We start from the raw sequence: 14632 nt of genomic DNA, 5'->3' as shown, positions 1-14632 counted from the left end.
CGTAGTTCTCCTACGACAGTTGACCCCTCGATGACAGTTGTCATCGGCGGGTTTTGCCTAGCACCACAACAGGAGACAGGCTATGGAAACCTGGTCTGAGATCACCGCATCGGTGGTCTTTTTTGGGGTCTTGGCCCTGATCGCTACCGAGCGCATGCACCTTACCGTGGCGGCCTTTTTAGGTGCCATGCTGCTGATATTTCTCCATGTGCTGACGCTCGATCAAGCGATTGGCTACATCGGCAACAGCCACGCTACCCTGGCGCTGTTCTTTGGGGTGATGGTGATGGTGCGCGCCTTTGAACCCACCAAAATTTTTGAATATCTAGCCACCCAGATGGTGATTATGGCGCGGGGCGAGGGTAAGCGGCTGCTGCTGGGCATTGTGGCCATTACCACCCCAGTCTGCGCCATGCTGCCCAATGCTACCACGGTCATGCTGCTGGCTCCGCTGATTCCGCCCATGGCGGCAGAGCTCAACATCAACTTTGTGCCCCTGCTAATTTTGATGGTGTTTGTGGCCAACAGTGCTGGTCTGCTGACCCTGGTAGGCGACCCGGCTACCTTTATTGTGGGTGACGCGATCAACATGAGCTTTTTGGAGTATCTCACCAAGCTCAGTCTGGGCGGTGTGGTGGCGATCGCCACCATTGTCGCCGTGCTGCCCATCCTCTTCTCCAGCACCTGGAACAAAAAGCTGGCTGACCTCGACCATCTGCCCCATCCGGTGGTCAACCATCCCCGCATGCTGGCCCTGGGCGGGCTGATTGTTGGGCTAGTGCTGGTGCTATTTGTGGTGGGCGAAAGCCTGCCAGTGCCAATTTCTCCGGCGGCGATTGCCCTGCTGGGGGCCGCCCTCTGCCTGCTGCTCACCCACCACAGCGGCATCGATACCGTGCACAATATTTTGCGCGATGTCGATTGGAGCACGCTGATCTTCTTTATGAGCGTATTCGTGCTGATTGGCGGACTGCAAGAAACCGGGGTGATTAGCTCGGCATCGGGTCTATTGGGGGTCGTGATCGGCCAGAATATCGCCCTGGGAGCTATGCTGCTGCTGTTTGTGACCGGCATTCTCTCCAGCCTGATACCCAATATTCCCCTGGTGGTGGCGATGGTGCCCCTGCTGAAGGAATACCTGGTCAACGTGGATTTAGCCGGGCCAGAGCTGCTGTCACCTGACTTTGCGGGGCAGATTCCGCCCGAGATTTTGCCCTTGTTTGCAGCGATGATGTTTGGGGCCACCCTGGGCGGCAACGGCACCCTGGTCGGTGCCTCATCAAACATTGTGGCGGCGGGAATTGCTGAGCAGCACGGCAAACCAATTTCGTTCCGGCAGTTTTTGAGCTACGGCCTGCCGATCATGGCGTTACAGTTAATCACTATCAGCGCCTACGTAGGCATTCGATTTCTGCTGTGAATGTCGATCAAAACGATCGCGACTCAGTTGCAATCCCTGCCAATAGCTAGATCCAGTTGAGGCAATTTTCGGCGTTGCTGATCAGCAGGATGATTTGCCCCCCTAGCCCCCCAATTTTGGGGAGAACCAGACGGCTTCAAAGTCCCCCAGATTGGGGGGTTGGGGGGCCGATGCAGCAACTGTTGCTTTTGCAAATTCATTCCTCAATTCAGCAACGCCCAATTTTCTATCAATCATCAACGATATTCAGGGTGCGTCACTCCGTTGGGTAACACACCCTGATTTAGAGGGCGTTTGAAAAGGGGTAGGGGTGTAGCGAATTAGGCCAAGCGCCTAAGCATGATGCGAATCATGGCGATTTGGAGCATCGCTTCGGCGTTTTCAGGCAACTGCTCATAATCCTGAACGAGGCGACGCGACCAACGCCACCAGCCAAAGGTACGCTCGACCACCCAGCGTTTTTTGAGCAAAACGAAGCCCTTCGATTCCTCAGGTCGCAAGACGACGTGGACAATCCAACCCAAGGTATCCATGACCCATTGCAGAAAGTTAGGGCCACTGTAGCCGCCGTCAACCCAGACCAAATAGACCTGCGCTACCCGTTCACCCAGCTGATGGAGCTTTTGCAGGGCCTGTTGGCCTCCGGCTCGCTCGGGAACGCTGGCGGCGGTGACCACAACGGCCATCATCAAGCCCAGGGTGTCGACCACCAGATGCCGCTTTCGCCCTTTGGTCGCCTTGGCCACGTCATAGCCCACTGAGCGATGCACCATCGGTGCGGTGGCCACGCTTTGACTGTCCAAAATGACTTCCGACGGACTCTCGGGGCGGTCATGGGTCGCGCGTGTCCAACCTCGCAACCGCTCATGGAGACTGTCCCAGGTACCGTCTTTGACCCAGTTACGGTAGTAGGTGTACACCGTTTGCCACGCCGGGAAGTCACCCGGCAAATCTCGCCAACTACACCCTTGAGCCACCAGATAGAAAATCGCATTGAGCACCGCCCACAGACAGACTGTCCGGGGGCGTCCTCCCGGCTTCGCCGCTGGCAGCAGCGGCTCAATCAACTCAAACTGGTCACGGGTCAAATTGCTGGTGTAGGCTTTACTCATCGCTCTCACGGGGCTGTAGTGTTAGTAATCTCAGCCTAGACCGTGTGAGCTTTTTTACTGCCCAATCAACTTTTCAAACGCCCTCTTAATCTGGGAGCTTTAGGCAGCATCAAAGGATAGATTTCTGCTGAGAAAAGCTTGCGCGCGCCTCTCTATTCAGGTAACGGTCAGCAACAGGGGAACCTGAATAAACCCTGCGGACGAACATAATTCAAAGGTACTGTCGAGGGATAGATATTTTTGGGGGCGATCGCAAAATTCAAAATTGGCCATCACTATTTTTTAGTAAACAAGCAATTTTATTTTGGTTTCTAGCCTGAATGTAGATCTGCCAAATTCAGGGGGATCATCTCCTCCCTGCGGTCGACTTCACTTTCGAAAATTATCCTTAAGTTGTATCGAGAGCTTGTGAAGCTTAGAGTTTGATTTTTCACATTTTTGATTTGGTTCTCTTCGGCTCGAACCTTCTTAGCCTAGGGAAAACCATCCAAAAAACGAGAAACACAGATTCCCGGGTCACAAGCCAAGATTCTTTTTTCGGCAAAAAGCCATGGCGAATCTTGTACAAGATCCAATTTTGAGGTTTGAAATGAAACGACTATCCTTAGGAACAATTTCAGCACTCTTTCTAGCAGGCGCAGTTGCTCCTGCTGCCTTTGCCGATACCCACGGAACTTTGCAATCTCAAACCCCCAGCCAAAATCAAACTCCTGGGCAGATGCAAACTCCTAACCAAGCGCCTGAGCGAGTGCCTGGACAAAATCCAGAGGCCTATCCTAATGAAACCCCGGGCAACCAAGCTCCCAGGTCTGGCCAAATGCAAACCCCCGGAATGGATCGGACTCCCGGCCAAGCTCCCAACCAAGCACCTGCGCGGGTACCTGGACAAAATCCGGAGGCCTATCCCAACCAAACTCCGGGCAATCAAGTCCCCAGACAGGCTCCCAGTTCTGGGCAGATGCGCACCCCTGGGCAAAGCGCTGCGCCCAGCGCTGAGCTAAATAGCATGGGGATGGGTGCCAATCTCTCTAGCGATACCGTGAGCCCATTCCAACTGGCCTACATGGCCGTTCGGGGTGAGCTAGACGAAGGCAGCGACGCAGGTGTCTCGGCGTACGAAGCGCGCCACGGTAATGCCGAAGGTCGGAGCATCGTTGAATCTGCCATCAATCAAGGCTATATCAGCAGCAGTCTAATGGATGACCAGGGCTACATCGACAGCGTCAACCAAATTTTGAGAATGCAGTCTGAAACCTGGAGAAGCTAGTCTTTTCCTTGGGTAGGGCGTTGTGATCCTTCGCCATTTTGTAGTTGACACCTGGGGAGCGATCGCTCCCCAGGTGTCAGCTGTTTTGGCTGGGTGAGGGTTCCCTGGGCCGAAATTTGGGGCAGCGGCAGCGGCGGTGTCACCGATCGCTCAAAAAGTTTCGGGCTAAGTCGTAGCGATTCCGACTTCGTGCCGGTAGAATAGTTAGAACCGATACATTTGTCTGATCTGCTCTAGAGCTGGAGCGCCTTGTAGTGGCTAGCTTCTGGAAAACGATCTGCCGTCGATCTAATATCCTCTATTGTCTAATCCGTGGGAGTCACCATGAGCAACCCGCCCAGCCCCGATCGCATTCTCATCTTTGATACCACCCTGCGGGACGGTGAGCAGTCTCCGGGTGCCACCCTCAATGTCGAAGAGAAGCTAGTGATCGCCAAGCAGCTGGCGCGACTGGGGGTTGACATCATCGAAGCCGGGTTCCCCTTTGCCAGCCCTGGTGACTTTGAGGCGGTGCAGAAAATTGCCCGCGAAGTCGGCACCGAAAATGGCCCCACCATTTGCGGCCTGGCCCGCGCCACTAAGGGCGACATTGAGCGAGCGGGGGAAGCCATTAAGCCTGCCGCTAAAGGGCGTATTCACACGTTTCTCGCCACCTCTGACATCCACATGCAGTACAAGCTGCGCAAGAGCCGCGCGGAGGTGCTGGCGATCGCCCCAGAGATGGTGGCCTATGCCAAGACCTTCACCGACGATGTTGAGTTTTCGCCCGAAGATGCGGGCCGCTCTGACCCCGAGTTTTTGTATCAGGTGCTGGAGGCGGCGATCGCCGCTGGAGCCACCACCGTCAACATCCCCGACACCGTCGGCTATCTGACCCCCACCGAGTTTGGCGACCTGATTCGCGGCATTAAAGCCAACGTGCCGAATATTGACCAGGCCGTCATCTCCGTCCACGGCCACAATGACCTGGGCCTGGCGGTGGCCAACTTTTTGGAAGCCGTGAAGGCTGGGGCGCGCCAGCTCGAATGCACCATTAACGGCATCGGCGAGCGGGCGGGCAATGCCGCCCTCGAAGAACTGGTGATGGCCATGCACGTGCGCCGCGCCTTCTACAATCCCTTCCTGGGGCGTCCGCCAGAGTCGGAGGAACCTCTGACCAACATCGACACCCGCCAGATCTACAAAACCTCGCGCCTAGTGTCGAACTTGACCGGCATGTTTGTGCAGCCCAATAAGGCGATCGTGGGGGCCAACGCCTTTGCCCACGAATCCGGCATCCACCAAGACGGTGTGCTCAAAAACAAGCTCACCTACGAAATTATGGACGCCCAGTCCATTGGTCTGACCGATAACCAGATCGTGCTGGGCAAGCACTCAGGCCGTAACGCCTTTCGCACCCGCCTGCAAGAGCTGGGCTACGAATTGGACGACCAGGCCCTCAACCGTGCCTTTCTGCGGTTCAAAGAGCTGGCCGACAAGAAAAAAGAAATTACCGACTGGGATATTGAGTCGATCGTTAACGACGAAACCCAGCAGGCTCTAGAGCACTTTCACCTCGATCTGGTGCAGGTTTCCTGCGGCGACAGCGCCAAGCCCACCGCCACGGTCACCCTTCGTACCCCCGACGGGCAAGAGTTGATGGATGCGGCGATCGGTACTGGCCCGGTGGATGCGGTCTATAGGGCGATCAACCGGGTGGTCGATATCCCCAACCAGCTGATCGAGTTTTCGGTGCAGTCGGTGACTGAGGGCATTGACGCGCTTGGGGAAGTGACCATTCGCATTCGCCACGAAGACCGGGTGTTTTCGGGTCATGCGGCCAATACCGACATTGTGGTGGCGTCGGCCCACGCTTATCTGCACGCCCTCAATCGGCTGTACACGGCGTTGCAAACCGGGCAAGCCATCCATCCCCAGCGAGAAACGGTGACGGCTTCGCTGTAAAAGCCATGGGGCAAGCAGTGTGATCCAGATTTGATAACGGTTTGGGTCACTGGTTGCCAGAGTCTTTGCCTTCTACCCGAGTGGTTTTGGTCAATTTGCAGCAGCCGAATGGTTAGGGGCGTTGCTGAATTGAGGAATGAATCTGTAAAAGCAACAGTTACTGCATCGGCCTCCCAACCCCCCAAAATTGGGGGACTTTGAAGTCGTCTGGTTCCCCCCAGAATTGGGGGGCTAAGGGGGCAAATCATCCTGATGATCAGCAACGCCTGGTTAGGCTGCTGCAAGCTTGCCTCTCATCAACCGAAACTCTTTCAAATCATGATGTTTTCTTTTTCAAAACCACACCGGAGCTAATCCAAGCAAGGAGTATGCCTATTCTTGTATAAAAAACAACTAACAAACGACAAATGACAAGCCCCAAATAATAAATGTAAGATCTAGCTGGGAAACAGTTTGGGATAGATGATAGTTATGCGACTACCTATTGGCAAACTAATCGTCAGCCTTGGCGTTATCCTGGCCGTCGGAACGCTACCAGCCCAGGCGCAAGTTTCAGAACGTCAAGTTGCAGCATTGGTCGAGGCGCTTCGTCAAGCAGCCCCTCAAACGGGACGTGCCGATGACGGGCTCTATAGTGACTGGCAGATTATGCCAGGAAACATCCCCCGGTGGTCAAGGTCATGTATTGGTCGAGAGCTTTCACCGACTGAGTTTGAGGCTAGCCCAGACGTTGCCCGTTCGGTGGTGACCTGTGTGATGCGGGATATCCTCAAAGAGCAGTATGGCGCTAGCGGTAACGATGAAATGCTAGCGGTGCGGCGATCTGCTGCCTGGTGGATGCGAGGTGACCCATCCCAGTACAACAGTTCTGAAATCGCAGAGTATGTTCAGAAGGTGGTGACGGCCTATGAGGGGCAGCAAGGGACAGCCGCCGCCGCTGCGCCTCAATCTTCCCCGCCTGCGGCACAACGACCGCCCCAGTCATCCGAGTTTGATCGCTACATGGCGGCAGGATACGAGGCCACAGAGCAGGGCGATTATGAAACTGCGCTGCTCTATTTTCAACGGGCATTAGACGAACGCCCCAATAATTCCTTTGCTCAGCGAGCCATCCAAAATGTCGAGCAGTATCGCACGCGCACTTCTGAAGATGCGTCTGATAGTCAATCTGAGCCTAATCCCCAGTAACCTATGAAAACTTTGCTTGTTGGTTTGGCCGCGATCGCTTCTGCCGTCGGTGCTTCTGGTGCGCTGGCTCAGTCTGCTCCAGTAGACTGGGTTGAGGTGACGCAAAATGCTGTGGGCGATCGCTTCTTGGTAGAGCGTAACTCGATTCAATTTAGGGATGGAGCTGTTTGGTATTGGGAACATCGCGACTTTCCTGAACCGAACAACGCCTTTGTCGGGGTTGAGCTGGAGCAACCCGTTCATAGTGCCATGCTGTACCGCTCTGCCGATTGTGCGGGCGGTGTGTCTCGGCTTAGGCAAATCATTGCTCGTGACCAGGATGGGCAGGAGATTCAGCGCATTAACTATGGGGATGCTGGTCAGTTGACCCAACCTCAGGCAGGCAGTAGCGCAGCAGCCGTCTTGCGCTTTGTCTGTGACCAACCCCAGGCTGCACCACCTGCATCCTCATAATGGCGCTATAGGGCGACCAAGCTGAAAGAACTTTGACTTATACAGCCTAATGGTCTGACGCGGTTGACGGGGAGCGATCGCACCCATCACTCCTCCAACAGCCGGTGTACATAGGCTGACAGCCACCCCCCCCTCACCTATTCTTACAGTACAACCACTATTTCTGCGACATTACCCCTCTTTCTGCACTAGCGTCCAAATCGTTTTCAACAGAGCTTCTGGCTCAATCGGTTTGGTAATGTGCTGCTGAAATCCGGCTGCTAACACTTTTTGCTGATTACTTTCTCCCGCATAGGCAGTAATGGCGATCGCCAAAATATCTCTGCTCTGATTGGGCGATCGCTCCCTGATGTGACGAATCAACCCGTAACCATCCATATCAGGCATGCCGATATCACTGATGAGCAGATCAAACTCTGCTTGCTGCAACTGATTTAAAGCTTCGTGGGCCGACTCTACCTGAGTAACCGTTGCACCCTGCTGCTCTAACAAAAAAGTAACTAGCTCTCGTGAATCTTTTTCATCATCCGCAAAAAGCACTCGCAAACCATCGAAATGAAACCCTGAACGATTGTGAACTGAGGGATGATCTGGATGCGATTTTGAGGCATCAATAACGGGAAGCCTGACGATAAAGGTTGAGCCTTGCCCTTCTCCTAAACTCGCAGCCTGAACGGTGCCGCCATGCAGTTCAACCAGGTGGCTGACGATCGCTAACCCCAACCCTAGCCCCCCAAAACTTCGAGTCGTGGTGCTGTCGGCTTGCCGAAAATACTCGAAGACATAGGGCAAAAAGCTAGCGGTGATGCCTTTGCCAGTGTCACTGACCGTAATTTGAGCATAGCTAACAGGGCGATGCGGAGATATATGTTCTTCAACTTCCTCGATCTGCTCTAGCCGCACCTGCACGTTTCCGCCCTGGGGCGTGAATTTGACGGCGTTAGAGATTAGATTCCAAATCACCTGCTGTAGGCGACCAGAATCTCCTAAAACTTGCCCAACCTCGGGTTCAAAGATGGTCTCAATTTGAATGGATTTTGCTTCAGCCGCGAGCCGTACAGTCTCAAGCGCAGATTTAATTGTGAAGGGTAGACTAACCGGAACTGTGTTTAAGCTCAGCTTGCCCTGAAGGATACGAGAAACATCGAGCAAATCTTCAATGAGCTGCGCTTGTAGTCGAGCATTTCGCTCGATTGTTTCCAGCGCGTACCGCGTTTTTGCAGCGTCTTGCTGTTTGGTTTGCAGTATTTTTGCCCAGCCGAGAATGGGGTTTAAGGGCGACCTGAGCTCATGGGATAGCACGGCTAAAAATTCATCTTTGATGCGATTGGCCTGTCGTAGTTGATCGGCTTGCTTGCGAGTCGTTTCATACAGCGCATCTAGGCGTTGATTGCGCTCTTGCAGAGTAATTTCTGCCTGCTTACGTTCATCCTCGATCTGCTTGCGGCTGGTGATATCGACCAAAATTAGCACCGCACCGGTAAAGGTGCCAAGTTCATTTAGCACCGGGTCCATTGTTTTGGCAAACCAGCGCTCTTGACTGCGCACTTCTAATAGTTGACGCTGGTGCGTTTCTTTAGCGAGGTGAAAGCACGTGCCGTCTCCCACCCCTAATGTGTCATTCATTAACTCATGGTGGATTTGCCCCAGAATATCTTCAGCAGGCTTACCAAAAAGCCGCATCGTTGCCTGGTTACAGCGCAAAATTTTACCCTGCTGATCGAGTAGGCAGACACTATCGTTAATGGCATCAAATGTAGTTTGCCACTCCCGCGCTGAGGTCAGCGCTAGCTCCTCGGCCTGTCGAACTCGGAGGAGCGATCGCACCGTCGCCAGGAGTTCAATCGGTTCAACCGGTTGGGCTAGGTAGCTGTCAGCCCCGCTGTCTAATCCCTCTGCCTTATCTTGACTTTTAACAAAGCTAGCGGAGAGGTGCAGTACCGGCACAAAGCGTGTTTGAGGGTTGGCTTTGATCTGGCGGCAGACTTCAAAACCGTTTAGATCGGGCAATTTTACGTCTAAAATGATCAGCTCTGGTTGATGCAGTGCGATCGCCTCTAACCCCGCCGATCCCGTTGCCGCTTCGACGACAGCGAACCCTGCATTTTGCAAAATCCGCCTCACGATGTAGCGATTGGCTTCGTTGTCGTCAATATGCAGAATGGTTTCGCTGGGCTCAAACATCACACATCCTCAAGCATCTAAAACGAGTCCGGCTTTAGCGAGAGCTTCTCGAAGGTGAGAGGCGGCTTCTGCTTGAGATGTTTTGTCCTTAGAAAGGATGGCGACACCTTGTTTGGCTAAACGACTCCGGGTTTCTAAACTTAACTGGGTCGACGAGTAGATAATCACAGGGATGGACTGGGTAACGGGGTTGCGCTGAAGCTGCTCAAGCGCATCAAATCCGCTCAGTCCAGGCATTTCAAGGTCAAGCAAAATGGCTGAGGGCTGTTCACTCTCGGCCACGGTCAATCCTTCCCGTCCACTGGCAGCCTCCAAAAACTGTAACGGCAGATTGGTCAACAACTGTTTAACCACATATTGGTAAGCTGGGTCATCATCAATAAGTAAGAGTTTCTGAGTTTTGCCCTGGCCGACTAGCGTATTGAGCTTGGTGAGCAAGGTCAGTTGATCCACAGGCTTAATCAGGAATCCATTGGCTCCTAGGGCAACGGCCTGTTTTTCGTTATCTACCACCGTGATCACCAGCACGGGAATATTGCGAGTTGCTTCATCGCTTTTCAGCTCTCGCAGGAATGTCCAGCCGTTTTGCCCTTCTAGCAAGATGTCTAGCACGATCGCCGCTGGCTGAAGCTGCTCTAAGGCCTGTCTGGCTTGCGCCAGGGTGCGGGTAGCGATTAGCTGATACCGAGACGCTTGCAGGTGTTTCTCGTAGATAAACAGCGTCTCAATATGATCTTCGATCGCCAGAATGGGCAAGCGAGCTGGGTTTAGGGAGATGATCGGTTGCAGGGAATCTGGCAGTTCTGTCACTTTGGGGTAGACAATCGGAATACAGACTGAAAAGGTAGACCCTTGACCCAGTTCACTGTGAACGGAAACACTGCCCTCCATCAGCTCTGCCAGCTTGGCCGATATCGGCAGGCCTAGCCCCGTCCCTTTTACTTGCTTTTGCAGGTCAGACTCAATTTGCACAAAATCCTCAAAAACGCGCTCTTGGTCGGCGGGCGCAATGCCAATGCCGGTGTCAGACACCGAGAGCCGAATCATCTGACCAACTTGCTCGGCGCTGACGCGCACCTCTCCTTGCTCGGTAAATTTGAGCGCGTTCGAAATAAAGTTTCTAAGGATTTGAGCAATTTTTCCTTCGTCGCTATAGAGCGAGGGCAGGCCATCGGGTTCGTCAAATACGAGCGACACCGAGGAACCCTGCACTAGCAGCGGACGCAGCATGCCCCGCAGGGTGGCAAACAGGTCGCTCACTTCAAAGGAGCTGGGATTCACCTCGGTTTTGCCCGCTTCCACCTTGGCCAGATCTAGCAGATCGTTCACCAACTCTGACAACCCATCCGCCGCCTTTTGAATGTACGTCACCTGCTTTTCCTGTTCTAGGGATAGCTCCCCATCCAGCCGAGTCAGCAGCATGCGCGATAGGGACAAAATTGAGTTGAGCGGCGTGCGAAACTCGTGGCTCATGTTGGAGAGAAAGCGAGTTTTTAGCTCGTTGGCCTGTTGCAGGGAGCTGGCTTTCTCGTCTAGTTCGGCGTAGAGGGCAATGACGCCGCGATTGGTGTCTTCTAACTCGCGGTTGAGGTAGGTGAGCTCTTCCTCTCGCTTGCGGAGTTCGGCCATGGCCCGCAGCAGTTCCTGGTTTTGCCGCTGGATTTCGTCGTAGGGGTTTTGGGGCGATCGCCCCACGACGGTCTCCCGAATCTGCTCTAGCTGCGAGTTGGTGAAGCTGGGCGATCGCTTCGGTAGGGCTTTGCCGAGGCTCACGGTGGTTCCCTGCTCGCTCGAGGCAATCTCAAAGATATCCATCAGTCGGCGCGTGCCCACAATGCCTAGCCCCATGCCGGTAGAAGACTGATAGCGCCCGTCTAAAACATCGCTCAAATGCGGAATGCCCCCGCCCTGATCCTGCACCTGAATCAAAAAGGTCTGGGGGTTTTCCGCTAGGTCAAACTGCACCGTTCCACCCTGGGCATACTGAAACGCATTGCGGGCAATCTCTGAGACAGCCGTGGCCAGCCGCACCTGATCTTGCCCGTCAAACCCCAGTTGTTCTGCCAACTCGCGGGTGCGCTGTCGTGCCTGCACCACATCCTGTTCGTAGTGAATTTCTAGGGTGAAGAGGGTGGTCATGCGCCGGTTCCTTTTGCCGCCAACATGGTGACATCATCGCGCTCACGATGAAAATCACGGTGCAGCACACCGGCAATTAAGCTGGGATGCTTTTGACTGAGGCCCGGGTAGCGATCGAGGTTCCACTGGGTGCTGATGCCGTCGGAGTGCATCGTCAGCAGCCCGTTGAGGTACCAGGGGTAGGTAAACTCCTTAATCTTGCGAACTTCATGGCCCACGGTGCCGTTGTAGGACATCAAGTTGTGATGTTCGGTCGCAGACGTAATGCTGGCTGCAATATTGCCAATGCCCGCAAAGCAAACGGTCTGCTGCTCAAAATTGATTTCAGCGATCGCCATGGCTGCCCCTCGGGTGCTGCGCAACGCCGCATGGGCCGCTTCGACAATGCGTTGGGGCGACTGATGATGCTGATCGTGAAACACTCGAATGGCGGCTGAGGCCGCACTGGCCGCCGCAGGCCCATGCCCCAACCCATCTACCACCATAAACAGGCGACGGTGAGCATCCCCTTCCCAGGCCCAGGCATCCCCTGACACCTCTTCTCCCTGCTTGGGTAGCGCGACTACGCCAATTTCAATGATTTTGGGTGACGCATGAGGGGAAGATTTTGCCCAGATATGGGCGAGCAGGGCCGTTCCTTTGTTGGGCTGCGAGTAAATTTCAAAGAAGTCAGAGAGGCGGCGAATGGCACCCAGCCCATTGCCTGAGGTGCCGGCGGTAGAAAAGCCATCTTGCAGGCATTCCTCTACATCTACCATGCCAGAACCCTGATCTAGCCCCAAAATTTCGATACCAATGATGTCGTCTTGGGCGATCGCCCGCAGCACAACCACTCCATGACCGGCGTGCCGAATCAGGTTGTTGGCCACCTCTGTGACTAAAAGGCCAACTTTACCCCGTTCGGTTTCCTCAAAGCCAAGCCGAGTGGCCAAGGCTAGAGAGGCTCGCCGCGCTTCCCCAGTTTGACTCTGCTCGGTGATGGCGATCGCCATAGATTCATTCAATTGATAACCTCGTATTACTTCCAGCGTACGATGATTACTCGCGTTCCCTCTCCCACCACAGACTCAATTTCAAACTCGTTGGCCAGCCGTTTTGCCCCCCCTAACCCCATCCCCAGCCCGCCGCCAGAGGTGAAGCCATCCTTAAGCGCCATTTCAATATCGGGAATGCCCGGCCCCCGGTCTTCAAAGGTGAGTTTGAGACCTCGCCGCCCGCCGTTTTGAAGCGTCTCTAACGTGACGGTTCCCCCGCCGCCATAATCTAGGGTGTTGCGAGCCAGCTCGCTGGCAGCGGTGACAATTTTGGTTTGGTCGACTAAACCAAAGCCAAGCTCAACGGCAAACTGGCGCACAGCTTGCCGAACTAAAACTACGTCCGCAGAAGATTGAATTTCCATCTCCTCAATCTTCTGCATCGTCCTCTAGATCCCACTCCGTAGCAATGAACTGAGCGTTGGCGGCTTTACCAACCGTCGCCTGTAACAGTGCCATGCCCTTTTCTACATTCAATGCGGTGCGAATGCCGGTAAGGGACAGCCCTAGCTCCACGAGGGTAATGGCGACGGCAGGCTGCATGCCAACCACCACCGTTTCAGCATCCATGACCTGCGACATTTTGGCAATGTTGCCTAAAATTCTGCCAATAAAAGAATCGACAATATCTAGTGCCGAAATGTCAATTAAAACCCCGCTTGCGTTGGTTTGACTAATGCGATTGGTCAGGTCATCTTGCAGGGTCATGGCTAGGCGATCGTGCATGTCGACCTGAATGGTGACAAGCAGAAACTCGCCCATTTGAAGGATGGGAATCCGTTCCATCAGATTTTCCTCTAGCCTACTTACGGGTGATGGTGGTTCCCTTTCGCTTCAATGCCATCAGAAAGGCATCGGCTAAGGTTGCTTTTGTCGTCACATCAGTCAAATCGATGCCGAGATAGACGATTGTTTGGGCAATTTGAGGTCGAATGCCGCTGATGATGCAGTCCGCGCCCATGAGGCGAGCGGCTGTCACCGTCTTGAGCAAATGTTGAGCGGTCAGCGTATCGACGGTCGGCACCCCGGTGATGTCAATAATGGCCACTTCTGAGCCGGTTTCAACAATCTTTTGCAGCAGCGACTCCATCACGACCTGGGTACGGGCACTGTCGAGGGTGCCAATGATCGGCAAGGCCAAAATGCCGTCCCACAGTTTGACCACTGGCGTAGACAGTTCCATCATTTCTTCCTGCTGTCGCAGGATCACCTCTTCTCGCGACTTCTGGTAGGCTTCTACCACCAGCAGCCCTAGGCGATCGAGCAGGTCGGTGGCCTGCCAAATCTCGTCGCCGATCTCAATGGGGTCGTGCAACTGCTGCCGCAGGCGATCAAACAGCGGTCGCTTGAATGAAAAGATAAAGGTAGCCGTTTCAGTGGGGGTAAAGCCTTTGTGGGAGCGCGATCGCGAAATGCTAGTCAGCATTTCCCGCACCTCTCGCCATTCGGATGCCTGAATGTTGCTCAAATTGCCGGATTGAGCCGCGATGCGAAGCAGCTTGAGAAATTCTCGGCACTCCACCTGTAGCTCTGCTTCTTTAATTAATCCTTTGCGGGTGTTTGTCGCGACAAGCTCTTGATTCCACTCCGACAGCAGTTCTGCCTCATGAGTTTTCAGTATCTCGGGTATTTTGCTGCTGCGAGTCATTTCCATAGGGCATTTCCCTTCATCCGTCCAGACCAGTGGGGGTTCTGTTCTAAACCCGCCATTGAGGGGCAATTGACGCGCCTTAATGGTCAGATCTCAAACATTATCCCCAGTGTATGACTATTCCAGCCTAGTAGTTCTAAGAGGGCGTTTGAAAAGTTGATTGGGCAGTAAAAAAGCTCACACGGTCTAGGCTGAGATTACTAAGACTACAGCCCCGTGAGAGCGATGAGTAAAGCCTAC

The 14632-nt window shown here is 54.1% G+C and carries 12 protein-coding genes; 5 read left to right on the top strand and 7 right to left on the bottom strand.

Annotation, left to right across the window (positions count from 1 at the left end; genetic code table 11):
- The first annotated feature begins 82 nt into the window (after window positions 1-82).
- The gene (locus tag H6G07_RS10015) at window positions 83-1420 is read left to right on the top strand and encodes an SLC13 family permease (protein WP_073608406.1); all 1338 of its coding nucleotides are present in this window, start codon (window positions 83-85) and stop codon (window positions 1418-1420) included.
- A gap of 320 nt (window positions 1421-1740) precedes the next feature.
- Here the strand turns inward: H6G07_RS10015 and H6G07_RS10010 are convergent, their stop codons facing one another.
- On the bottom strand, window positions 1741-2532 hold the full coding sequence (locus H6G07_RS10010) for an IS5 family transposase (RefSeq protein WP_190740706.1): 792 nt from the start codon (window positions 2530-2532) through the stop codon (window positions 1741-1743).
- Window positions 2533-3121: 589 nt separating this feature from the next.
- Between H6G07_RS10010 and H6G07_RS10005 the strand changes: the two genes are divergently transcribed.
- From H6G07_RS10005 to H6G07_RS09990, 4 genes are all read left to right on the top strand, one after another.
- Window positions 3122-3799 carry a hypothetical protein gene (locus H6G07_RS10005; protein ID WP_073608409.1) on the top strand — a complete coding sequence of 226 codons (678 nt, stop codon included), beginning with the start codon at window positions 3122-3124 and terminating at the stop codon, window positions 3797-3799.
- A gap of 324 nt (window positions 3800-4123) precedes the next feature.
- A complete protein-coding gene (locus tag H6G07_RS10000; protein ID WP_073608410.1) occupies window positions 4124-5743 on the top strand; it encodes a 2-isopropylmalate synthase in 1620 nt (539 codons plus the stop codon).
- A gap of 471 nt (window positions 5744-6214) precedes the next feature.
- Window positions 6215-6931, top strand: coding sequence for a tetratricopeptide repeat protein (locus H6G07_RS26355; RefSeq protein ID WP_242026718.1), 717 nt, complete (start codon window positions 6215-6217; stop codon window positions 6929-6931).
- Between the two features lie 3 nt (window positions 6932-6934).
- The gene (locus tag H6G07_RS09990; protein WP_073608412.1) at window positions 6935-7384 is read left to right on the top strand and encodes a surface-adhesin E family protein; all 450 of its coding nucleotides are present in this window, start codon (window positions 6935-6937) and stop codon (window positions 7382-7384) included.
- A gap of 171 nt (window positions 7385-7555) precedes the next feature.
- Here H6G07_RS09990 and H6G07_RS09985 read toward each other — a convergent pair whose 3' ends face one another.
- From H6G07_RS09985 to H6G07_RS09960, 6 genes are read right to left on the bottom strand one after another with little or no spacing between them, the layout of a single operon-like run.
- Entirely contained in the window at window positions 7556-9568 is a 2013-nt protein-coding gene (locus tag H6G07_RS09985) for a hybrid sensor histidine kinase/response regulator (protein ID WP_073608413.1), read from the bottom strand.
- 9 nt (window positions 9569-9577) lie between these two features.
- A complete protein-coding gene (locus H6G07_RS09980) occupies window positions 9578-11707 on the bottom strand; it encodes an ATP-binding protein (RefSeq protein WP_073608414.1) in 2130 nt (709 codons plus the stop codon).
- Entirely contained in the window at window positions 11704-12699 is a 996-nt protein-coding gene (locus H6G07_RS09975) for an ATP-binding SpoIIE family protein phosphatase (protein WP_242026717.1), read from the bottom strand. Before H6G07_RS09975 ends, H6G07_RS09980 begins: the two co-directional genes overlap by 4 nt.
- A gap of 26 nt (window positions 12700-12725) precedes the next feature.
- A complete protein-coding gene (locus H6G07_RS09970; RefSeq protein ID WP_277882064.1) occupies window positions 12726-13106 on the bottom strand; it encodes an anti-sigma regulatory factor in 381 nt (126 codons plus the stop codon).
- Window positions 13107-13110: 4 nt separating this feature from the next.
- Window positions 13111-13527 (bottom strand): STAS domain-containing protein, encoded by a 417-nt coding sequence (locus H6G07_RS09965; protein ID WP_073608417.1) that lies wholly within the window; start codon window positions 13525-13527, stop codon window positions 13111-13113.
- Between the two features lie 16 nt (window positions 13528-13543).
- Window positions 13544-14395, bottom strand: coding sequence for an STAS domain-containing protein (locus tag H6G07_RS09960; RefSeq protein WP_073608418.1), 852 nt, complete (start codon window positions 14393-14395; stop codon window positions 13544-13546).
- Between the last annotated feature and the right edge of the window lie 237 nt (window positions 14396-14632).

This window comes from Phormidium tenue FACHB-1052 (assembly GCF_014696675.1).
Classification (GTDB): domain Bacteria; phylum Cyanobacteriota; class Cyanobacteriia; order Phormidesmidales; family Phormidesmidaceae; genus Nodosilinea; species Nodosilinea tenuis_A.
The sequence above is the reverse complement of the archived record's forward strand: the minus strand, read 5'-3'. Positions and strand labels throughout refer to the sequence as shown.